25 protein-coding genes are annotated in these 21,440 nt (G+C 56.4%); 11 read left to right on the top strand and 14 right to left on the bottom strand.

The window, feature by feature from the left end:
- Window positions 1-67: 67 nt before the first annotated feature.
- On the top strand, window positions 68-1,048 hold the full coding sequence (meaB, locus tag K3729_07125; GenBank protein UWR00536.1) for a methylmalonyl Co-A mutase-associated GTPase MeaB: 981 nt from the start codon (window positions 68-70) through the stop codon (window positions 1,046-1,048).
- A gap of 9 nt (window positions 1,049-1,057) precedes the next feature.
- Complete coding sequence (locus K3729_07120; GenBank protein ID UWR00535.1) at window positions 1,058-1,873, top strand: zinc-dependent peptidase; 816 nt, start codon at window positions 1,058-1,060, stop codon at window positions 1,871-1,873.
- A 10-nt stretch (window positions 1,874-1,883) separates the two neighbouring features.
- Here the strand turns inward: K3729_07120 and K3729_07115 are convergent, their stop codons facing one another.
- Window positions 1,884-2,072, bottom strand: a complete 189-nt coding sequence (locus K3729_07115; protein UWR00534.1) for a CTP synthetase — start codon at window positions 2,070-2,072, stop codon at window positions 1,884-1,886.
- Window positions 2,073-2,184: 112 nt separating this feature from the next.
- Window positions 2,185-3,402: a BCCT family transporter gene (locus tag K3729_07110; protein ID UWR00533.1), complete on the bottom strand. Its 1,218-nt coding sequence runs from the start codon at window positions 3,400-3,402 to the stop codon at window positions 2,185-2,187.
- A 291-nt stretch (window positions 3,403-3,693) separates the two neighbouring features.
- Between K3729_07110 and rpmB the strand changes: the two genes are divergently transcribed.
- From rpmB to hrpB, 3 genes are all read left to right on the top strand, one after another.
- Window positions 3,694-3,978, top strand: coding sequence for a 50S ribosomal protein L28 (gene rpmB / locus K3729_07105; protein ID UWR00532.1), 285 nt, complete (start codon window positions 3,694-3,696; stop codon window positions 3,976-3,978).
- Between the two features lie 74 nt (window positions 3,979-4,052).
- Window positions 4,053-4,508, top strand: a complete 456-nt coding sequence (locus tag K3729_07100) for a GNAT family N-acetyltransferase (GenBank protein UWR00531.1) — start codon at window positions 4,053-4,055, stop codon at window positions 4,506-4,508.
- Window positions 4,509-4,574: 66 nt separating this feature from the next.
- Window positions 4,575-6,986 carry an ATP-dependent helicase HrpB gene (hrpB, locus tag K3729_07095; GenBank protein UWR00530.1) on the top strand — a complete coding sequence of 804 codons (2,412 nt, stop codon included), beginning with the start codon at window positions 4,575-4,577 and terminating at the stop codon, window positions 6,984-6,986.
- A gap of 88 nt (window positions 6,987-7,074) precedes the next feature.
- Here the strand turns inward: hrpB and argF are convergent, their stop codons facing one another.
- Together argF and K3729_07085 are read right to left on the bottom strand one after the other, a co-directional pair.
- The gene (gene argF / locus K3729_07090) at window positions 7,075-7,980 is read right to left on the bottom strand and encodes an ornithine carbamoyltransferase (GenBank protein UWR00529.1); all 906 of its coding nucleotides are present in this window, start codon (window positions 7,978-7,980) and stop codon (window positions 7,075-7,077) included.
- 77 nt (window positions 7,981-8,057) lie between these two features.
- Window positions 8,058-9,227, bottom strand: a complete 1,170-nt coding sequence (locus K3729_07085; GenBank protein UWR00528.1) for an aspartate aminotransferase family protein — start codon at window positions 9,225-9,227, stop codon at window positions 8,058-8,060.
- 239 nt (window positions 9,228-9,466) lie between these two features.
- Here K3729_07085 and K3729_07080 point away from each other — a divergent pair, with 239 nt between their 5' ends.
- A complete protein-coding gene (locus tag K3729_07080; GenBank protein ID UWR00527.1) occupies window positions 9,467-10,348 on the top strand; it encodes a DMT family transporter in 882 nt (293 codons plus the stop codon).
- 36 nt (window positions 10,349-10,384) lie between these two features.
- On the opposite strand, the gene K3729_07075 is transcribed toward K3729_07080, so the two are convergent.
- Entirely contained in the window at window positions 10,385-11,170 is a 786-nt protein-coding gene (locus K3729_07075; GenBank protein ID UWR00973.1) for an ABC transporter permease, read from the bottom strand.
- A gap of 157 nt (window positions 11,171-11,327) precedes the next feature.
- Between K3729_07075 and K3729_07070 the strand changes: the two genes are divergently transcribed.
- On the top strand, window positions 11,328-11,936 hold the full coding sequence (locus K3729_07070; GenBank protein ID UWR00526.1) for a GcrA cell cycle regulator: 609 nt from the start codon (window positions 11,328-11,330) through the stop codon (window positions 11,934-11,936).
- A 104-nt stretch (window positions 11,937-12,040) separates the two neighbouring features.
- Here K3729_07070 and tmpT read toward each other — a convergent pair whose 3' ends face one another.
- The 4 genes from tmpT to K3729_07050 are packed head-to-tail and all read right to left on the bottom strand — an operon-like array spanning window position 12,041 to window position 14,549.
- The gene (tmpT, locus tag K3729_07065) at window positions 12,041-12,676 is read right to left on the bottom strand and encodes a thiopurine S-methyltransferase (GenBank protein UWR00525.1); all 636 of its coding nucleotides are present in this window, start codon (window positions 12,674-12,676) and stop codon (window positions 12,041-12,043) included.
- Window positions 12,676-12,873 (bottom strand): hypothetical protein, encoded by a 198-nt coding sequence (locus tag K3729_07060; protein UWR00524.1) that lies wholly within the window; start codon window positions 12,871-12,873, stop codon window positions 12,676-12,678. The genes tmpT and K3729_07060 overlap by 1 nt, the downstream gene beginning before the upstream one ends.
- A 1-nt stretch (window position 12,874) precedes the next feature.
- Window positions 12,875-13,384: a DUF1697 domain-containing protein gene (locus K3729_07055; protein UWR00523.1), complete on the bottom strand. Its 510-nt coding sequence runs from the start codon at window positions 13,382-13,384 to the stop codon at window positions 12,875-12,877.
- 1 nt (window position 13,385) lies between these two features.
- Window positions 13,386-14,549 (bottom strand): iron-containing alcohol dehydrogenase, encoded by a 1,164-nt coding sequence (locus K3729_07050; GenBank protein ID UWR00522.1) that lies wholly within the window; start codon window positions 14,547-14,549, stop codon window positions 13,386-13,388.
- Window positions 14,550-14,765: 216 nt separating this feature from the next.
- Between K3729_07050 and K3729_07045 the strand changes: the two genes are divergently transcribed.
- On the top strand, window positions 14,766-15,539 hold the full coding sequence (locus tag K3729_07045; protein UWR00521.1) for an SDR family oxidoreductase: 774 nt from the start codon (window positions 14,766-14,768) through the stop codon (window positions 15,537-15,539).
- 42 nt (window positions 15,540-15,581) lie between these two features.
- Here K3729_07045 and K3729_07040 read toward each other — a convergent pair whose 3' ends face one another.
- The 3 genes from K3729_07040 to K3729_07030 form a co-directional block, all read right to left on the bottom strand.
- Window positions 15,582-15,818 (bottom strand): DUF465 domain-containing protein, encoded by a 237-nt coding sequence (locus tag K3729_07040; protein ID UWR00520.1) that lies wholly within the window; start codon window positions 15,816-15,818, stop codon window positions 15,582-15,584.
- Between the two features lie 43 nt (window positions 15,819-15,861).
- Window positions 15,862-16,716 (bottom strand): polyphosphate kinase 2, encoded by an 855-nt coding sequence (gene ppk2, locus K3729_07035; GenBank protein UWR00519.1) that lies wholly within the window; start codon window positions 16,714-16,716, stop codon window positions 15,862-15,864.
- 130 nt (window positions 16,717-16,846) lie between these two features.
- Entirely contained in the window at window positions 16,847-17,647 is an 801-nt protein-coding gene (locus tag K3729_07030) for a hypothetical protein (protein UWR00518.1), read from the bottom strand.
- A gap of 133 nt (window positions 17,648-17,780) precedes the next feature.
- Between K3729_07030 and rimO the strand changes: the two genes are divergently transcribed.
- Both rimO and K3729_07020 read left to right on the top strand, forming a co-directional pair.
- A complete protein-coding gene (rimO, locus tag K3729_07025; GenBank protein UWR00517.1) occupies window positions 17,781-19,169 on the top strand; it encodes a 30S ribosomal protein S12 methylthiotransferase RimO in 1,389 nt (462 codons plus the stop codon).
- Window positions 19,166-20,167: a hypothetical protein gene (locus K3729_07020; protein UWR00516.1), complete on the top strand. Its 1,002-nt coding sequence runs from the start codon at window positions 19,166-19,168 to the stop codon at window positions 20,165-20,167. The genes rimO and K3729_07020 overlap by 4 nt, the downstream gene beginning before the upstream one ends.
- 37 nt (window positions 20,168-20,204) lie before the next feature.
- Here K3729_07020 and K3729_07015 read toward each other — a convergent pair whose 3' ends face one another.
- Both K3729_07015 and K3729_07010 read right to left on the bottom strand, forming a co-directional pair.
- A complete protein-coding gene (locus K3729_07015) occupies window positions 20,205-20,477 on the bottom strand; it encodes a hypothetical protein (GenBank protein ID UWR00515.1) in 273 nt (90 codons plus the stop codon).
- Between the two features lie 145 nt (window positions 20,478-20,622).
- Window positions 20,623-20,964, bottom strand: coding sequence for a YigZ family protein (locus K3729_07010; protein UWR00514.1), 342 nt, complete (start codon window positions 20,962-20,964; stop codon window positions 20,623-20,625).
- A 57-nt stretch (window positions 20,965-21,021) separates the two neighbouring features.
- On the opposite strand from K3729_07010, the gene K3729_07005 reads away from it, so the two are divergent.
- On the top strand, window positions 21,022-21,390 hold the full coding sequence (locus tag K3729_07005) for a DUF393 domain-containing protein (protein UWR00513.1): 369 nt from the start codon (window positions 21,022-21,024) through the stop codon (window positions 21,388-21,390).
- Window positions 21,391-21,440: the final 50 nt, after the last annotated feature.

Raw genomic sequence — 21,440 nt, 5'->3', positions numbered from 1 at the left:
TCAATTGGTGGATTTGACGCAGTGGACATCCCCCTAAGGCGCGATAAAAAGCGATATGACCACGCAAATGAACACCACCGCAGCCCTGACCGATACCGCCGCCAAGATCGCATCCGGTGACCGCCGCGCCTTGGCCCGCGCGATTACACTTGTCGAAAGCGCGCGGGATGATCACCGCGCAACCGCGCTTGCTTTGCTCGACACCTTAGGCACCAGCAAGCAGGCCTTGCGCATCGGTCTGTCCGGGACACCCGGTGTTGGCAAATCGACCTTCATCGAAAGCTTTGGCTTGATGTTGACGGGTCTTGGCAAAAAGGTTGCCGTGCTGGCCGTCGATCCGTCTTCGGCCCGATCCGGCGGGTCCATCCTTGGCGACAAAACCCGCATGGATTTTCTGGCCCGCGATCCTAACGCCTTTATCCGCCCGTCCCCATCGCAAACCCAATTGGGTGGCGTTGCACGTCGCACCCGCGAAGCAGTGGCACTCTGCGAAGCCGCAGGTTACGACGTTGTACTGATCGAGACTGTCGGCGTTGGTCAATCCGAAACCGTTGTGGCGCAGATGTCGGACCTGTTTGTCTTGCTATTAGCCCCTGCTGGCGGGGATGAACTGCAAGGCGTCAAACGCGGCATCATGGAAATCGCCGATATGGTTTTGGTCAACAAGGCCGACGGCGAATTGAAAGCCCGAGCCACGCGCACCTGTGCCGACTATGCAGGCGCGCTGCGGTTGTTGCGTAAACGCCCCCAAGATCCCGACGGATTCCCGATGGCCCGCACCGTATCTGCGCTAGAAACCGAAGGCCTGACAGAGGCATGGGATCAGATGCAGACGCTGATGCAGTGGCGGCAAGATAACGGCGTCTGGGATACAACCCGCGCGGATCAAGCGCGGCACTGGTTCCAAGAAGAGGTCCACCTTCAGCTTATGGCGCAACTGACCGCAGATGCGGGTCTGCGCGACCGTCTGACGCAAATGGAAGGCCAAGTCGTTGCAGGGACAATGTCCCCCGCTGCCGCAGCCGCGCACGTCCTGCGTCAATCATAAGGCGGACCAATGATATACCTGATCTCTATCCTGATCATCGCGGGCCTTTGCTATCTTGCCTACAGGTCATGGGCGGCGGCGCAGACCCGCAAACACCTGTTGGTCAGCCCCCTCTCTGACGCGGATCGCACGATCCTTCACACACAGGTCCCGCTGATCCGGCGATTGCCGCCAGAACTGCACGCGCCATTAGAGGGTAAGATCAACCTCTTCCTGCACCAGACAGATATGTACGGCTGCGACGGGCTAGAGGTCACCGATGAAATGGTCCTGTCCATCGCGGGCCAAGCCTGCCTGCTGATCGTCAATACCGACGCATGGTACAAAAACCTGCGGACCATTCTGATCTATCCAAGCGCATTTCATTCGGTTCGGAAATCGAGCGACGGTTTTGTCGTCAAAGAAGAACGGGTCATCCGCTTAGGTGAAAGCTGGGCGCGCGGCCCTGTGATCCTGTCTTGGGCGCATAGCCAACAGGGTGCGATGAACGATGAAGACGGGCACAACGTTGTGCTTCACGAATTCGCCCATCAGCTTGATGACCTGTCAGGGGGTGTGAACGGCATTCCAGTGCTCCAAAAGCGGCAGTCATTCGCGCAATGGGAACGGGTCTTTGTTGACGCCTACGACAGGCATCTCAAAAAGGTGCGGCGCGGGCGCAAGACTTTGCTGGATGCTTACGGGGCCACGAACCATCAGGAATTCTTGGCCGTTTCAGTCGAAGCATTCTTTGAAAAAGCAGAACAGCTGCAAGAACATGAACCAGCACTTTATGCGCAGCTGTCCACACTGTTGCAGCTTGATCCGGCCGCTTGGCCAGATTGAGGCTGCAGGCCTATTTCACGTTTTTGACGATGGCTTGGGCAATATAGAAACTGGCAGGCACGGCCAGCACAGCCCCGATACAAGCCGCGACGATCAGTTGAAGCCATGTGTCGTATCCAGCGACCAAGGCCGCAACGATCAAACTGCCAGCCAATGTCGTGGCGATCATAGCGTAAAGCATTGTGGCGAGACGGAACATGAAAACTCTCCTTCAGGAAATCCTTCCCTATGGATAACAAATCCGTCTGCGGGTGCTTTGACCCAAATCAAAAGGGGCCCAACGGGGCCCCTTTCGCTATCGTGATGTTGACTTACGCGTCGTCGATTTTACTGAAATCAAGCGTATTGGCCTTGGGGGACCGTGTGATCCCCAGCACCGCGTCACGCTTGACGAAAACAACGTAGGCCAGACAGGCCAAGTAGATACCGACAACAATCGAACCGACCCACTGGATTTGCAGCCACTGGCTTTGGAACAACAACGTCAGCGCAAACAACACAACCGCATTGCCCAGCACATAGGTCGCCGTTCCCAAGCGGTTCGTCGTCAAGTTCAGGTTATCTGTGTAAAGCCGGATCAAACTGTCGAATGAATTGATCACAAAGATGATCCCGACGATGGTCATGAACCAGTTCGCCGCACCCGCAGTCGCAATGCCGTTCTCGTGGTAGAAATACAGAACCGAGAACCAGATACCCAATGGGATCGATGGGAACACCAGCAATGACGCCAGCAACTGCCACGTCTTCAGGCCCCCCACAAAACGCGCGGTAAACTGGCCAATCATAATCGACCAAGCAAACCACCAGAACAGGTAGAATTCATGGTAATCCGTAAGCGGAATGATGAATTTGTGGATGTTCGCGAAATAACCGCTGATATTGCCAGCCGTGCCCGTGAAGTCCGCAAAGCCCATGCCCGCGTTCAACCACATGAATGCGATCAAGGCAAAGAACAGCACACTGGAGCTGATTGATAGAATCTTCACGAACTTGATGTCTGTTGACGAAAACGCGGCCAGAAGAATCACCAAGAAGCAGATCAGGTAAAAGACCGGCAAAATCGTCTCACCATCGCCCACTTCAACGATGTAATACGGCATGTAGATCAGGAACAACGCGCCCGTGAAGGCACAGGTTGTGATGATCACGATGTTATTCAGCAATTTAACCGCCGGAATTTCGAAAAACTTCACGCGCGGTTCAACCACACAGAAGTAAAACGCAGTCAGGAAATAGAAGGCCCAGATCAGGAACCCCCAAAACCCGAATTCAAGCGCCAAGGGGTTGGTGAACCCGTAAGCAGGCTCTGTCGCTGTGTCCGCATAGAGCGGATAATCGAAGGCCAGCGGGAACATAATCAACCCAACATCCAAGCCGGATGTGAACAAAATCGCAATAAACGTGAACAATGGGACGGGTGTGACCCCGACAATACGCAAATTCCACCACTTTATCGTGCAAAACAGTGTCAGGCCCAAGGCCAGCACCGTTCCGAATGTAATGATCGACGTAAGCACTGCGGCCATCGTCTTCCCCTTTTCTGTCTAAATGAATACTGGGCAATCAGGCCGCTGAACGACCACGTTGATGCGTCGCGCCTAACATGCGATATGCCGATGGCAACAGGCGAAGAACGACAGCTTTGTCGCAATCGGCATTTTGGGGCCAACTTCACGTCAATCTGGGTTGACGCACGACAGGAATCCTCATATCTGGCCGGAACTGATTTATGGCTATGCCCCGCATGGCCCTTTTGCTGATACCGAGGTGACCCGCCATAGGGGCGTGTGACACCTGCTAAGACAAGGAATGATCATATGTCGCGCCGTTGCGAACTTACCGGAAAAGGCCCAATGTCTGGCAACAATGTCAGCCACGCGAAAAACCGTACACGTCGTCGGTTCTTGCCAAACCTTCAGGACGTGACTTTGCAGTCCGACGTTCTGGGCCGCTCTTTCAAATTCCGTATCTCTAACGCTGCCCTGCGCACCGTTGATCACCGTGGTGGTCTGGACGCGTTCATGGCGAAAGCAAAAGACGCTGAGCTGTCCGATGGCGCGCTCAAAGTCAAAAAAGAGATCTCAAAGGCGACTGCGGCTTAAGCCAGTCCCGTTGATTTGAATTGGAAGGCCCGGTTGTTTTAGAACAGCCGGGTTTTTCGTTTTGAGGATCCCCGATGCCCCCTTTCACAATCCGCCCGCTTGAAACGGATGACATTCCGGATGTCGTGCGGATGATCCACGAACTGACCGCGTTTCACAATGACACCGGCACCGCCAGTATTGAAACGGTCACACGCGACACCACAGGCCCAAACCCGTGGTGGCATGTCTTTGTCGCGGTTCTGGACGGGCAATTGATCGGCTACATGGTGCTGCTTCCGCTCTCCAAGATCGCAGACGGGGCGCGCGGGATCGACATCAACCATCTCTACCTGCGCGACGGGCACAGGGGCGCAGGCGTCGGGCGTGCTTTCATCGAGACAGCCGCGCGGTTTGCGGCGGCCAACGCCTGCAGCTACCTGCACATCGCAACAGCGGCTGAAAATACATCGGCGCAAAACGCATACCTCGCGTGTGGTTTTGAGGCACGTCCAGACCCCGGCGGCCCCAGATTTCGCATGGCGATCTAGGCACGGATTTTTCCAGAAAATCCGCCCCCAGCTTGACCCCATGCGCACAAACACGCACCAAGCAGCATGACCAAACTTCCCGTCGATATCGTCTTACCGGACCTGATTGCCGCCCTGCGCAGCCACAACCGCGCCGTTCTGCAAGCCCCACCTGGCGCAGGTAAGACGTCGCGGGTGCCATTGGCGATGCTCGACGCGGAGGTGACCCCCGGCAAAATTATCATGCTCGAACCCCGCCGCCTTGCCGCGCGGGCGGCAGCGGATCGCCTTGCGGAACAACTCGGGGAAACAACAGGCCAAACCGTCGGTTACCGCATGCGCGGCGATAGCAAATCGGGCAGCAGGATCGAGGTCGTGACCGAAGGCATCCTGACCCGCATGATCCAATCCGATCCCGAACTACCGGGCATCGGTGCCGTGATATTCGACGAATTCCACGAACGGTCACTAAACGCTGACCTTGGCCTCGCCTTCGTTTGGGAAATCGCCCAAGTCCTGCGTGATGACCTGCAGATTGTCGTCATGTCCGCCACGTTGGATGCAGCCCCCGTCGCGGCTCTTTTGGACGACGCGCCGATCATCACCTCCGAAGGCCGGACCTTCCCCGTCACTCGCCATTACCTACCCCGCGCCCTGCCCCCGAAAACGCGGATCGCACATGCGACGGCGGATATGATCCACGAGATTGCGCCGCAATCCGCAGGCGGCATCCTCGTCTTTCTCCCCGGTGAGGGCGAAATCCGCGAAACCGCGAAACGCCTGAACCTGCCCGCCGACCATCACATCCGCCCCCTTTATGGGGCGATGCCCTTCAAAGACCAACGCGCCGCCATCGCGCCAGTCACACAGGGTCGCAAAATCGTGCTGGCCACATCCATCGCCGAAACCTCGCTGACCATCGAAGACATCACGGTTGTCATCGACGCAGGCCGCGCGCGCAGATCACGGTTCGACCCGAACTCGGGCATGTCGCGCCTTGTCACCGAAAAAGTCAGCCGCGCCGAAGCCACCCAACGCGCAGGTCGGGCGGGTCGTGTCGCGGCAGGGGACGCATATGCGCTCTGGACCAAAGGCGAAGACGGGGCGCTCGCGGCATTCCCGCCCGCAGGCATCGAAGTCGAAGACCTCGCCCCGCTGGCCATAGAACTTGACGTCTGGGGCAGCGACGACCTGTCGTTCCTGACGCCACCACCACCGGGACCATTGGCCGAAGCGCGCGCGCTGCTCACCACACTTGGCGCACGCGACGGACAGGGTAAAATCACGGCGCACGGCCGTAAACTCGCCGCGCTGCCAGTCCAGCCGCGCTTGGGGCATATGCTTCTCACTGCAGGCAAACAGGCAGCCCCGACAGCCGCCCTTCTATCCGCCCGCGATCCGCTACGTGGCGCACCAGCTGACCTGTCGTTGCGGATGAAGGCCTTACGTGGCAATTACGACGGCCCCGGTCAAATCAACCATGCGGCCCTACAGCAGATCAAAGCTGACATTCCCCGCCTTGCCAAAGGGTTGGACGACAAACCTCATCTGGAATTGGCCGCACAACTGGCCTTAGCCTATCCCGATCGGATCGGGCTACGGCGCAAAGGGGACGCGCCACGCTACGTTCTGTCAGGGGGCAAAGGGGCGGTGTTTGACGCGGCCGACACCCTCGCGGGCCAGCGCCTGATCGTCGCGACAGATCTGGACGGCGACACCCGCGAAGCAAAGATCAGACAGGCCGCCGCAATCGACGAAGCCACTCTGCGCGACCTCTACGGCGATCAAATCCACTGGCACGACATTTGCACATGGTCCAAGCGCGATGGGCGGGTTCTGACGCGCAAGCAAGAAACCTTCGGGGCGCTCATCCTCGACGACCGCAACTGGACTGACCCCGATCCGATGATGGTCGCTACCGCCATGTGCGACGGCATCAGGCAGCTCGGCCTGCGTTTTTCAGCAGCGGCCAACCGTTTCCGTGCCCGCGTCGCACTAGGACGCGACAGTGACCCCAGCCTGCCGGACATGACCGATGAGAGGTTGATGGCGACACTCGACGACTGGCTTCTCCCGCACCTAGACGGCGTAAAAACCACGGCCGATTGGAAAAACTTCGACGCATTGCAAGCGCTACGATCAATGCTCGACTGGGGGCAAATGCAACGGCTCGACACGACCGTGCCACCGCATTTCACAACCCCCATGGGGCGCAAGACACCCATCGACTACGACGGCGAAGCCCCTGAAATCACGCTGCGTTTGCAAGAACTCTTCGGTGTGACCCGCCACCCGACAGTCGGCAAAACTCCACTGCGGATCACGCTGCTTTCACCGGGACAAAAGCCGGTACAAACGACAACCGACTTGCCGAACTTCTGGAAAACATCCTACGCAGATGTGCGCAAAGACATGCGGGGCCGCTACCCACGCCACCCATGGCCCGAAGACCCAACACAAGCGGACCCCACGCTAAGGGCAAAACCCCGCGGCACCTGACCCTTCTTTTGGTCAAAAATATCCCCGGGAGGTCTGGAGGGGCTGGCCCCTCCAGCGGTGCTATGCCAAAGGCGGCGCAAATCCTCGCTTAGACTCCCAAACAGTGACGCATAATCGCCTTTTGGGCATGCAACCGGTTCTCGGCCTCGTCAAAAATCACCGAATGTTTGCCATCCATCACCGAACTGGTGGCTTCGTCATCACGGTGTGCCGGCAGGCAGTGCATAAACAATGAATCCGGCTTTGCCTTTGCCATCAACGCGTCATTTACCTGATAACCGCGCAGTTGGTTATGGCGACGTTCACGTGCGGATTGCGGGTCGTGCATCGACACCCACGTGTCGGTCACGACCAGATCAGCCCCTTCAACGGCTTCATTCGGATCGCGCACCGTGGTGTACAGACCAGCCAAAGCAGGCTCTGGGTCCAGCGGTTCTGGCCCCGTAAAGACAAGATCAAATTCAAACTGCTTGGCGGCATGGGCGAAGCTCGCAAAAACGTTGTTCCCGTCACCGGACCACACAACCTTCTTGCCTTTGATTGGACCGTTATGTTCTTCGAACGTCATGATATCCGCCATGATCTGGCAGGGGTGGGTGCGGTTTGTCAGACCGTTGATCACAGGGACAGTTGCGTATTCCGCCATGTCGAGCAGTGTCTGCTCTTCAAATGTCCGTATCATGATCAAATCAACGTAACGCGACAACACGCGGGCAGTGTCTGCAATCGTTTCACCATGACCCAATTGCATGTCGGCACCAGACAGCACCATTGTCTGACCGCCCAACTGGCGCACACCAACGTCAAAACTGACGCGGGTCCGTGTGGATGGCTTTTCAAAGATCAACGCGACCATGTGATTGGCCAGCGGCGTATCGGCGTCCGGTGTGCCCTTGGGCAGGCCCTTGCGTGCCGTCTTCATTGATTTCGCTTGGTCGATAATCTTGTGCAGATCAGCAGGATCGGTTGTGTGAATGTCGAGAAAATGTGTCATTGTATGCTCTTGTTTGCGAGGTCGCTTGGGGGTTTCACACCCCCAAACCCCCGTGGGATATTTTGGGCCAAAAGAAGTCAGCCAAGGCTTTCCGCCGCGATGTTAAGACGCGTCACCGCTTCAGCGATGTCTTCGTCCGGGATGTTCAATGCTGGCAACAGGCGGATCACGTTATCAGCCGCTGGCACCGTCATGACGCCCGCCGCGTAGCCCGCGTTCACCACGTCGATGTTTGGCTTTTTGCATTTGATGCCCATCATCAGACCAGACCCGCGCACCAGTTCAAACACGTCGGGATGCGCTGCAACCAAACCTTCCAATTTCTGGCGCAGTAAACCTGCCTTACGGTTCACTTCTGCAAGGAAAGCGTCGCTGCCGACTTCTTCTAAGACCGCGCAACCGACCGCACAGCCCAACGGGTTGCCGCCATAAGTGGACCCATGCGTGCCCGCCGTCATGCCGGATGCCGCATCTTCGGTCGCCAGCACACAGCCCAGTGGGAAGCCGCCACCGATGCCTTTGGCCACCATCATAATGTCAGGTGTGACCCCTGCCCATTCGTGCGCAAACAGCTTACCGGTCCGGCCCACACCGCATTGCACCTCGTCAAGGATCATCAGAATACCGTGGCTATCGCACAGGTCGCGCAGCCCTTTCAGGCAGGCGTCTGGCAGCGGGATAATCCCGCCTTCGCCCAATACAGGTTCCACGATAATCGCCGCCGTTTTGTCGCTAATAGCCGCCTGTAGCGCATCATGATCACCCAAAGGTAAATGCGTGAAGCCCGGCAAAAGCGGTCCAAAACCCTTGGTCATCTTCTCGGACCCGGCCGCCGCAATCCCTGCGGATGACCGCCCATGGAACGATCCTTCGAACGCGATGATCTCGGTTCGATCGGTCTGGCCTTTCTCAAACCAGTACTTACGCGCCATTTTCACGGCCAATTCGCAGGCTTCTGTCCCGGAATTCGTAAAGAACACGGTGTCTGCAAATGTCTTTTCGACCAACATATCCGCCAGCTTTTGCTGGGCCGGAATGTGATACAGGTTCGATGTGTGCCAAACCGCTTGCGCCTGTTCTGTCAGGGCTGCAACCAATTTGGGGTGCGCGTGCCCCAAAGAATTCACCGCGATCCCTGCGCCTAGATCCAGAAAACGTCGTCCGTCAGCTTCTATCAACCAAGACCCTTCGCCTTTGACGAAGGACATCGGAGCACGAGAATAGGTAGGCAAGATTGAGGGGATCATAGCGATCAGCCTTTGCGAAAAATGAAGCCCGAGTGGTGCCAAGCGGCAGGGGCTAAGTCAACGATATTTGTGAAAAAGAAGAGAGGACGTGCAGAAACGGCGGACGGGCTTAGCGTCGGCGTCGGATGTTCTGTGTGGTCAGTGTCTTCATGACGGTTGACTTAGCGGACAGCGGACGACCTGTGAACCCCTTAAATCAGGTGCTTTACAGCGGCCCAGTTTGGGACAATGACCGTCGCATGACTTTGAAACGCCCGAACCCGCCACTTGCCATCGCATTTATGCTGACCGCGACCGCGTTTATCGCGGGCACCATGGTCTTGGCCAAGACCATCGGCACGGGCGTGTTGGGCGACCCCTTGCATCCGCTCCAAGTCAGCCACGCCCGTTTTGTTTTTGCATTCCTTGCGATTGGCACTGCGACCCTTGTGATGCGGCCCACATTTTCGCGACCTGCGCTTCCGATCCACATCGGACGTACTTTGTTCGGCTGGGGCGGCGTAACGTTGATGTTCGCGGCAGTCGCCTTCATCCCCCTGCCCGACGCAACCGCCATCAGCTTTCTCAATCCGGTCTTCGGGATGTTGCTGGCAATCCCGCTGCTCGGCGAACGGGTTGGGCCATGGCGCTGGACCGCGGCAGGTCTGGCTTTGCTGGGCGCGATGATCTTGTTACGCCCCGGGCCTGAGACGTTTCAGTGGGCCGGGCTTTTGTCATTGGGGGCCGCTGCACTGCTAGGGATGGAGCTGATTTTCATCAAAAAGCTGGCAGACCGCGAGCCACCTTTTCAGATATTGCTGATCAACAACGCGCTTGGCCTGCTGATCGCGTCAATTGCCGTGATCCCGTTCTGGACCATGCCGACGATGGGCCAATGGGCGGCACTTGCCGGCATCGGCGTTCTTATGGCCGGTGCCCAGACCTGTTTTATCAACGCAATGGCGCGGGCGGACGCCAGTTTTGTGACGCCCTTCAGCTATCTGACCCTGATCTTTGCGGCGATCTACGACGCGCTATTCTACCACCAAGTCCCCGACATCATCAGTTGGACGGGTGCTGCGATCATTATCGGGGGCGCCGCGCTGCTGGCATGGCGAGAAGGCCGCGCAAAGCGGTCGTAACACGCGCTGCCGCCCCCAAATATTTGCGAAAAGGCGTTACGCCTTCAGCCGATACCCGCGATCAAGCCACGTCCAGCAAATCGCCATCACAACCGCACAGGCCAGCGCCACAATGCCAAGCCCGACCCACGGGCTACTGTCGCTCACGCCGATCATGCCAAAGCGGACACCGTCGATGATGTAGAAGAACGGATTGATGTGACACAGCGTCTGCATCAACGCAGGCAGCGCATCGATGGAATAAAAAGTCCCCGACAAAAACGCGAGCGGCGTCACGATGAAGTTCGAAATCGCGGACAATTGGTCAAATTTGTTCGCATAGATACCGGCAATCAAACCCAAACCGCCCATAAAGATGGACCCGAGCAAAACAAATGTGATCACCCAAAACGGGTTCTGCATGCCCACACCCAAGAACAACCAAGACCCAAGCGCGATCACTGTGGCAACCATCGCCCCCCGCGCAAACGATCCGAAGATATACCCTGCCAGCAGTTCGCCCGCGGACAAGGGCGGCATCAACGTATCGACGATATTGCCCTGCACTTTGGCAGACGCCATCGACGACGATGTGTTTGCAAAAGCGTTCTGAATAACGGTCATCGTCAGGATACCGGGGGCCAGAAACGTCATGAAATCGACACCCATCACATCGCCACGATTCGGACCAATCGCGATGGTGAAAATCATCAACAACAGGCCCGCATTGATCAACGGCGCCATAATTGTCTGCGACCAGACGTTCATAAACCGCCGGACTTCACGCTCCATTAAGGTCGCTGTGCCAGTCCAGTTCACGCGCCCAAACCGGCGTTCACCCATGTTTGCTGCTAAAGTTGTCTGTTCCGACATTGCCATACCTCATTTCATTTCAGCGGATGCGCTTCACATCCCCGCTTGCAATGCTTAGAATAGGGGATCAAGGAATTAGACAAGGCCAGATGTCAAAACATTCGGCACCCTGACATAAGGAAATTGCATGTCCTGGACAGACGAGCGCGTCGAGACGCTCAAAAAAATGTGGGGCGAAGGCCAGTCGGCAAGCCAGATTGCCAAGGAACTTGGCGGCGTCACCCGCAACGCGGTTATCGGTAAAGTGCATCGGCTTGGGCTTTCCAACCGTGCGGGATCAGGTGCGTCTGCGCCTGCTAAACCTGCGGCCAAGGAAAAAGCAGCACCCGCTGCACCCACAAAGATGGAAACAAAACCCGCGATCAAGCCAAAGCCAGCCACGCCAAAGGCATCCGTGCCTGCGGTGAAGGAAGAGGTTTTGCTGGACGAAAACGGTATTCCTATTTCCGCCGCCCGTCGCGCGATTATTCCAGCCGGCCAGCCGCTGCCGCCGCAGCCGTCTGCGAACGAAATTTCGCCGGAAGCATTGGCAAAGGTTAATGAGGTTGAAAAGACGGCCAAGAAGATCAGCCTGATGGAATTGACCGAAAAGACCTGCAAATGGCCTGTTGGTGATCCTGCGACACCTGACTTCTGGTTCTGTGGCCTGCCTGTACAATCTGGCAAACCATACTGCGAAGCCCACGTCGGCGTGGCCTTCCAGCCGATGAGCAGCCGTCGCGATCGCCGTCGGTAAGACCGACGAGCAAAACAGATTTAAAAGGGCGGCAGATCAACTGTCGCCTTTTTTGTGCCTGGCCTTTCGTTTCGGCTGCAATACCGAACGATCACCCCAACGACTTATCGGCTAAGAAGCCAAGCGGTTTCCGTTGCGGGCACTTCACCCTTAAATCCCCCCGGAACGTCCTGCGTTTTCAGGTTCGTCAGTGTGTAGCTGTCCGCATACAGCACTTTGATCATATCCTCAGATATCGAAAATGGCGGGCCATTCATTTGGCTTTGATCGTAGGTGAATGTGACCACCAGTTGCGGCGCATTTCCTGTAATTTCAAGAAGATGCATCGCGTATTTCCGGCGCACCGCATCCGGCAGAGCAACCAAAGCCGCACGATCAAACACCGCATCAATCTGCCCCAACAGCTGTGCAGTCACTGCAAAGACATCGCCAACAAAGACGGTGACATCACCGCTCGCATATCGCTTGAGGTCCCCCAAATCGACGACTTCGGGAACGACGCCCATCTCTGCGAACAGGTCCTGCACCGCGATTTCGGACAGTTCCGCCCCGATGACCTTGCAGCCTTGATCCCTGATCCATGCGATGTCTCGGGTCTTGCCGCAAAGGGGCACAAAAACGCGCGCCCCTTTAGGTAACTTCAGGTGATCGAAGAAAGCGACCAACAGCGGATTTCCTGCGCGCTGGTGAAAACCGATCTGTTGTTTTTCCCATTTATCGTGCCAGAACGCAGCATCCATCAGTCAGTGATCCCTAGCCAAAGAAGCGCCAGCCATACCACGCCGACGCCAATAAAGATGATAGCCACAACGCCAAGCACAGGACTGGACAGCACCCCGCCTAACCAACCGATACCAACACCGAGCGCAATCAAGACCAGCGGCGTTAGCGTCCAGAATGCAATGTCTTTCAAAAGACCCCAAAGAAATTGCGCCACGTTATCGTCCCGTCATCGCTACCAGTTTTGCAACCGTGTTCATGTTTCGCGCGGTCCCTCCCGCGGCGGCTGGGATCATCAATTTCGACCCACCCTGCCCCAGCGGATAATGCACGTAAATTTCGCGTAATCCCAGCGTAATGGCTTCGTCTTTGATGTTGCGCGCCTGCGCCGCTGCATCCGCCGGGATCAGGTCGTCGCAAAAGATGGTGACGACCTTATTGCCGGCCGCGTCGGCATATGGATTAGCCGCCAGCACAGCCGCCATTTCGTCCGCTGTCCGGATCATGACAGGAACTGCCTTTCCTGCATACTGCGCGAGGCTTTGTTCCAGTCTCACTTTGGCCATTCCCGCATCCAACGCAGATGAAAATACGACGTTCCCGCTCGCGATGTAGGTGGCCACGTCAGCGAACCCGATGTCTGCACACATCGCACGCAAATCCGCCATCGGCAGCTTGCCCGTACCGCCAACATTCACCGCCCGCAGAAGGCCGACGTAGCGGTTCATTTCACCACATTTCCTTGTAAAGGCCGACAATCTCCGCCTCGGTCGGCACCTTCGGGTTATGCGCGGGCGACCCTGATGCCAGCGCTTGTCGCGCCATCAATCCCAGCATGTCATCATCTGCAACATGGCCCAACGCGGACGGCGATGGCACCGCCAGATCATCATTCAACTGCCGCAAACCGTCGATCAGCTTGCCGCATGCCACAGCGTCTGTGTCCGTGTCCTGCGCCATCCCCATGACACGCGCACAGGTCGCATATCGGTCCGGCGCGGCATCGACAGAAAACGCGGTCACAGCGGGCAACAACATCGCGTTCGATAACCCATGGGCCACGTGGAAATGGGCGCCGATCGGGCGGCTCATGCCATGTACCAACGCCACAGAGGCATTCGAAAACGCCATTCCGGCCTGTCCTGCCGCCAACATCAACGCCTCACGGGCGACGGCATCTTCTGGATCGGCATAGGCGCGGCGCACATGATCCGCGATCAGCGGCATCGCGGACAAGGCAAAAGCATCGGTATAGGGAAATGCGCGACGGCTGACGAAAGCTTCAATCGCATGGGTCAGGCTATCAACGGCGGTATCGGCCGTGATACGCGGCGGCTTTGTCACGCTAAACGTCCAATCGATCAACGCGACCGTCGCAACGCAGGCAAGGCCGGACAGGTTATACTTTTCAGGGCTTTGCGTATCGGTAATCACGCACCAACGCGTCAATTCAGACCCTGTTCCGCCCGTCGTTGGGATCAACACAATCGCGACGCCACACCGATCAATCTGAAACGGCGCTTTATAATCGCGCACATGACCAGGGTTAACCGCCATGAAAGATACGGCCTTCGCGGTGTCCATCGGACTACCACCGCCAAATCCGATCACGCAGTCGAAATCACCCGCACGAAATGCAGCCAAGGCTTCATCGACACAGGTATCCGTCGGGTCTTCGACAACGCCATCAAACACCGCATAGGACATCCCCGCAGCATCCAAAGGTCCGGTCACGGCGCCCAGATGCCCCAGCGACCGCACGCCCTTGTCCGTCACAATCAACGGACGGGACAAACCAAGCTGCGCTAAGGTTTCCGCGACTTCACCCGCAACACCGCCACCAATCCGAATTATCCGCGGCGATTGCACCCGCCCAATTGTTCCTGACAGCATCAGTTCGTCCCCCCAATTGATGCGACCAGCAAACCGGACGCACCTGAAACACACAAGGTTTTTCGCCCAATCGCCCAAGACTTTTGCAACGGACGGGAACCAATCGACCGGACTGCGGTACCTCTAACGCAATGACAAACGGGCGTCGGACCCACTTACAAACACCATCCGACGACTTACATCTTCTCAAAGCCTGTCACAAAAGGACGACATCACATGGCAAATACAGCACTTGTAACTGGCGCTTCCTCTGGGATTGGCGCGGAATTTGCACGGTATCACGCGGAAAAAGGCGGCGATCTGATCATCACGGCACGACGTGGCGACGCGTTAGATGCGCTCAAAACCGAAATCGAAGCAGCGCACGGCGTCACTGTCACAACCGTCGCCCTTGATTTAGGTGCCGCAGATGGCGCGCAGGCGCTGTATGATGCGGTGAAAGGCCACAAGATCGACATTCTGATCAACAATGCAGGGTTCGGCGGGCACGGCTTGTTCATTGAACGCGATCTCGACGCGGACCTCGCGATGATCGACCTGAACGTCAAAGCCTTGGTATCGTTATGCCACATGATCGGGTCTGACATGGTCAAAAACGGCGGTGGGAAAATCCTGAACGTGTCGTCCACAGCATCCTACATGGCCGGACCGTTGCAAGCGACTTACTTTGCGACAAAGGCCTTTGTGTCCAGCTTCTCGATGGCGTTAGACGAAGAACTGCGAGACAAGGGCGTGACCGTCACAGCGCTTGAACCGGGCTACGTCGAAACAGAATTCGCGGCCTCCGCAAACCTCGAAGATACGCCTCTGACCAAATCCGGCGCGACGCCGCGTTCGGTCGCGAAATACGGCTACGACGCCATGCGGCGCGGCGAATTGCGCGCGATCAATGACGGAAAACTGCGGTTTATGTTGAACTGGGTGTTCCCATGGCTGCCAAACCGCATGAAGCTGAAGCAAGTCCGCAAAATGCAGGGAAAATCCAGCTAAAAGCGGCGGCTTGGCCAGACGTTTCAGGCCAAGCCCCACCAACTATTTCTTCAGATACGCAAACAGATCGTCCTTCAATGCAATGCGTTCTTTCCGCATCTGCGCAAGGTGATCATCCGACGTTGGTTCAACATCGGTTTCGGCACGATGAACGTCGCGGTTCAGCTGATGATAAGCATCGGCCATCTTCACAAAATGCGCATCCGTTTCGCGCAGGCTGTGAATTTTATCTGCAAACTCAGGAAAGTCCGCAGCGAGTTCGTGTGGGGTATGTGACATTGTAAGCCTCTCTTTTGGATAGATTTATTGTTTTCAACTTCCACTAGAAATGCGGGGCGCTGTGCACCACATCATCGGGGTTGTGAACGATTTTGGGATCAGGTGCCTTGGCCACCTTCAGATCCTTATCCGGATAATCCAACACGGATAGAAAGTGACGCATGCAGTTCAAACGCGCCCGTTTTTTGTCGTTGGATCGGATCACCGTCCATGGCGCGTCGGCGGTGTCGGTGTAAAAGAACATCGCTTCCTTGGCTTCGGTGTACGCGCCCCATTTATCCAAACTGGCGCGATCAATCGGGGACAATTTCCATTGCTTTAACGGGTCGGTTTCGCGTGACGCAAAACGCAGCCGCTGCTCTTCTTGCGTGACCGAGAACCAATATTTGAACAGCCTAATCCCGCTGCGGGTCAGCATCCGTTCAAATTCGGGCGTCTGACGCATGAATTCGAGGTATTCATTCGGCTCGCAAAACTGCATGACGCGCTCGACGCCCGCGCGGTTGTACCACGACCGATCATACAAAACCATTTCACCGGCAGTCGGCAAGTGTTTGACATAACGCTGGAAATACCATTGCCCGCGTTCTTTGTCCGTTGGTTTGTTCAGCGCAACAACACGCGCCTGTCGCGGGTTCAGATGTTCCGTGAACCGCTTAATCGTGCCGCCCTTACCAGCAGCATCACGGCCCTCGAACAAGAGAACAAACTTCTGATCCGTCTCCTCGATCCAGTGCTGCACCTTCAACAATTCGACCTGCAACGCAGCCTTCTCAGCTTCATAAGCACGCCGCGTCAAACGCGTCGCATACGGATATTCGCCCTGTTCAAAACCAGTTATCTGTTGGGACCGGACCTTGCGATCCTCGCCCAGCGTCGTCTCTTGATCATCCACCATCGCGGCCCCCTCTTTGTTAAGGTCTACCTAACAAAGAGCAGCGGCCACGGCTTTGACCTGCGTCAAGAAGATCAAACAATAATACCAGCGTATTGCCGCAGGCATCGCACACCGTCGGGACAGGGAGGTCTTAGTTCGTCACCCCAATTGCGCCGACGACAAGTGTTGGCAGCGATGACCGATCTGCGAGGTTACCGTCCACCCGACCACCGAACGCGATTCCGCCCTCGACAAATGATACGTCATTCGGCCCTCGGACAGAAACGAATGTATTTTGCATGTCATCCGGCGCATCGGGAAAGACCACCGAACCGTTTAAGCTAAGGCTGGCACCAATCGGTGCGGACGGGTTGACCCCTGTATCATTCACGTTGCCCGTCATTGAAACTGAGCCCAAGACAGAACGTGCCCCAGCGGTATCGCCCAAAATGGTGGCCCCTTCAGGGAAATAGACAAACGATCTCGCTATGCCACTCATGTCATCGCCGTTGAATGGGACAGTCAGGTTAAATTGGCCTGAAACGAAATCATTAGACGTTGGCCCAGTATAGCCGTCAGCACGTCGAATTGTCATTATTCCGTGATAAAAAGCGCGGCCAACTGGCGCGTCCATGTTCGTCAATTCCGGGCCCGAAAAGTCACCATTGCGAAGCGCTAAAGCAACATCAGATGCGTTGTTCTGCAGTTCATCCAACGCCTGAAATGAAGGCGTCTCGACAATGATTGGCTGTTCAACAACTGGTACCGTCGGTTCGGTCGGCGCACCATCATCGACATTGCCTTGTTCTTCATCGAACGCGAGGATCTCTTCAGTTACCTCATCCACCGGTAGGTCGGGCGTTTCGACATTTTGGATGGCCGGTCCGCCTGATCCACCACAAGCAGACATAAAGACGAAGCCAACAAGCCCCCTACAAATTCCTTTTAGCATGCGTACACCGCTCCATAGATTACAACCGTCGCTGAGGGATACCTATTACAAAAAAGAGTGCCCGATCAAGCCCTCGCGGCCCACGCGATATCTTTCCATTCCCAACGCCCCACACATCGGCTAAACCCGCCAAATGTCCCAGAATCCGCCAAATCTTCGCCCCGACCTTGCCCCGAAAGCCACCTTCACAGAGCCAAAGCGCCCTGATCAGCCGACCATCGGTATGGTGTCGCTGGGCTGTCCAAAAGCCTTGGTCGATAGCGAACGTATCCTCACGCGATTGCGGGCTGAAGGATACGCGATCTCACCTGATTACGCAGGCGCCGAAGCGGTGATCGTGAACACCTGCGGGTTTCTCGACAGCGCAAAGGCGGAAAGCCTCGATGCCATTGGCGAGGCCCTACAGGAAAACGGCAAGGTCATCGTGACGGGCTGCTTGGGCGCCGAACCGGACTACATCCGCGAACATCATCCGCAAATCCTCGCCGTCACGGGGCCGCATCAATACGAACAGGTGCTCGACGCTGTGCATGCCAACGTGCCGCCCGCGCCCGATCCGTTTATCGACCTGCTGCCTGCGTCCGGCGTGTCCCTGACGCCGCGCCACTACAGCTACCTCAAGATTTCAGAGGGCTGTAACCATAAATGTAAGTTCTGCATCATTCCGGACATGCGCGGAAAACTCGCGTCACGGCCCGCCCACGCGGTGCTGCGCGAGGCGGAAAAACTGGTCGATGCCGGTGTCAAAGAACTCCTCGTGATTTCTCAGGATACCTCAGCTTACGGGCTGGATCGTAAATACGACGTAAACCCGTGGAAAGATCACGATGTGCGCAGCCATATCCTTGATTTGACACGGGAATTAGGGACGCTCGGAGCGTGGGTGCGGCTGCATTACGTCTACCCCTACCCGCATGTGCGCGACCTGATTCCGGTCATGGCGGACCCGTCGAATGGCGTTCTGCCCTACCTCGACATCCCGTTCCAACACAGCCACCCCGACGTGCTGCGGCGCATGGCGCGGCCTGCGGCGGGGGCGAAAACGCTTGACGAAATCGCAGCTTGGCGCGCCCAATGCCCCGACATCACCCTGCGGTCGACCTTCATCGTCGGCTACCCCGGTGAAACCGAAGCCGAATTCCAACACCTGCTCGATTGGCTGGACGAAGCACAACTGGACCGTGTGGGCTGCTTCCAATACGAAAACGTCGCAGGGGCAAGATCAGCCGCCCTGCCCGACCACGTTGATGCAGCGGTAAAGCAAGACCGCTGGGACCGTTTCATGGCCAAAGCACAAGCGATTTCAGCGGCGAAGCTGGAAGCAAAAGTCGGGCGGACGCTAGAGGTTATCGTCGACGAGATCGACGATGAAGCCGCCACCTGCCGCACATGGGCCGACGCGCCAGAGATCGACGGGAACCTGTTCATCGACGAAGGGTTTGAAGGGCTTTCGGTTGGAGACGTCGTTCGCGTTGAAGCTGAAGAAGCTGGGGAGTATGACTTGTGGGGGAGTTTGAAATGAGAAACCTTTTCGAGGATGTTGTTGATCTAGAGCAGCAACACCCCAATTTTATAGCTTTGAAACAAGCTGACCGACGGATCATCGTCGAAGAAATTCTAGTCTGGGCAGAAGGCTTCATTGATAGGGATGGAAACGATAAGTTTCGAAAAGAGTTTCAAACCACCTTCAACTCCTCGTTTTGGGAACTCTACCTTTTCGCGATCTTTAAAACGTTGGGATATGACGTAGACTTTGAACACAACGCCCCTGATTTTTGCTTCAAAGGAACTGACTTTGTCGTTGAAGCCGTCACAGCGAACGCAGCTTTGGGGGATCTTCCGGAGTGGCAGAAGACATTTGAAGGAGTTGCCGAGGCGGATGTCAAAGTCCAGCAAGCGATATCTATTGAACGGTTGTCAAATAGCGTCCATTCGAAGCACGAAAAGTACTTGAGGAGCTATCGCGAGCTTTCTCAGTGCAGCGATAAGGCATTCATCATCGCGATTGGAAATTACTCGACGCAAGATTTCTTTCAACTTGGTGACGTTGCTCTACAAAAGCTTTTGTATGATGACGACAATGAGATGCAGCTTACAAAAAGAAACGGTGCAAGCATTGATCTCGGATTGTTCAAGAAAGACGAATTCAAAACCGTCAGTGCCGTCATATACAGCAGTACTGCAACTACAGGCAAAGCGAGAGCTCTTAGAGACAAGTCGGGCTCAAGCATCTTCAGGGCTACGCGTATCAAAAATTTGACTACCCCGATACAAATACATGAACCATCTGGAACATACTACGAAACGTTAGCCGACGGATTGCGCGTTTTCCACAACCCCAATGCCGAAACGCCACTTTCGAGCGACAGTTTCGCCGGTGATGAAGACATAATGCAATTCTTTTTCGACAAAGAGGGGAAAGCAGGTCATCAGTTTTCACCTCGCGGGGATTTAGCGATGCGACAGGTCATGAATTTTGTGACGTATACTACCAAGGATGAGACACAAGGAAACTCGTGACTGCAGCCCAATTCAAAAGCTAATCAATTTCTAATTTTCACCGACCCTTCAACCCCGCAAACACATCCTTATTCTCGCAATAGCTTGGCGCCGCGTCGAGCGTGGGTTTGTCCTCCAACAAACGTCCGCAGGCCGCGACGCCAGTACATCCGCGGCACCGATTGATCATGGCTGCGTGGTCGGCTGTCGAAAGCTCCCCCTTGTCCCAAGCATCTGCTAACGACACCCCCACGGCGGCAGCCATATCGGTCACTTTCCAGTAATGATCCCGGGCCGCGCCCAAGGGTTTCAGGTTTGGTTTGGTATCCATCGCGTTCTCCTTTGGTGGGGTCAGCCTGCCCTGCCGGAAAACGCTGCGCTTTGCGCTAGATCAAATGACGCGCCCAAACGCCGCCAACCCCGACACCGCAGTGCACGGGTTGTGCACGCCTTGTGCACGCAAATCACAATTGGTTTTAGGCCAAATCGTCCAGATAGACGCGGACCGCATCTTGGACACGGCGGAACCGATCTCCGCCCAGCTTTGTGCCCCCGAACCAGCGGGTGACAACGATGATATGGCCCGTCAGGTCTTCGCGTTCGAGCATCCGCAAGATCACGATCCCCGCCCCGCTTTCGCCGTCGTCGTTCTTGATCGGCGTCCCGTCCGGCAGGATCACCGCCCAAGTGTTATGCGTGGCCTTGGCGAATTTCTTGTTGCGGCACAGCTGCTTAACAAAGGCCTTGGCGTCGTCCTGCGTCGTCACAGGTCCGCCAGACACCGCGTATTTCGATCCACGGTCTGTTAACGCATTCATGATAGTCTTAATGACGCACCCCCTTGTCCGGTGCTGCCCAGACGGTATCTGTGTCTTATGACAAAGACCGACGTATTATATAATGGCGAATGTCCCGTTTGTTCGTTCGAGATGGACCATTACGCTAAAATCGCGGATCGCGACGATCTACCGATGACGTTCCAACCGCTGAAGGACAACGCCGCCGATTGGGGCATTGATCCGGATGATGCAGCAAAGCGCATTCATGTGCGCCGCGATGGTCAGATTTATGTTGGTATGGATGCGTTCATCTTGCTGTGGCGGGATTTGCCTCGTTATGGGTGGCTTGCGACACTGTGCTCATGGCCCGTCGTCCGGCCCGCGACCGTGTTTCTGTACGATCGTGTGGTTGCCCCGCTGATCTATGGCTGGCACAAGCGCCGCCAACGCAAGGCTGTGACCTAAGGGAACGATTGACCCAGTGCCTCGCGGGTCGCACCCTGCCGCCAAACGAT

The sequence above is a fragment of the Rhodobacteraceae bacterium S2214 genome (genome assembly GCA_025141675.1).
Classification (GTDB): Bacteria; Pseudomonadota; Alphaproteobacteria; order Rhodobacterales; family Rhodobacteraceae; genus Yoonia.
This window is presented reverse-complemented; position numbering and strand designations above follow the sequence as displayed.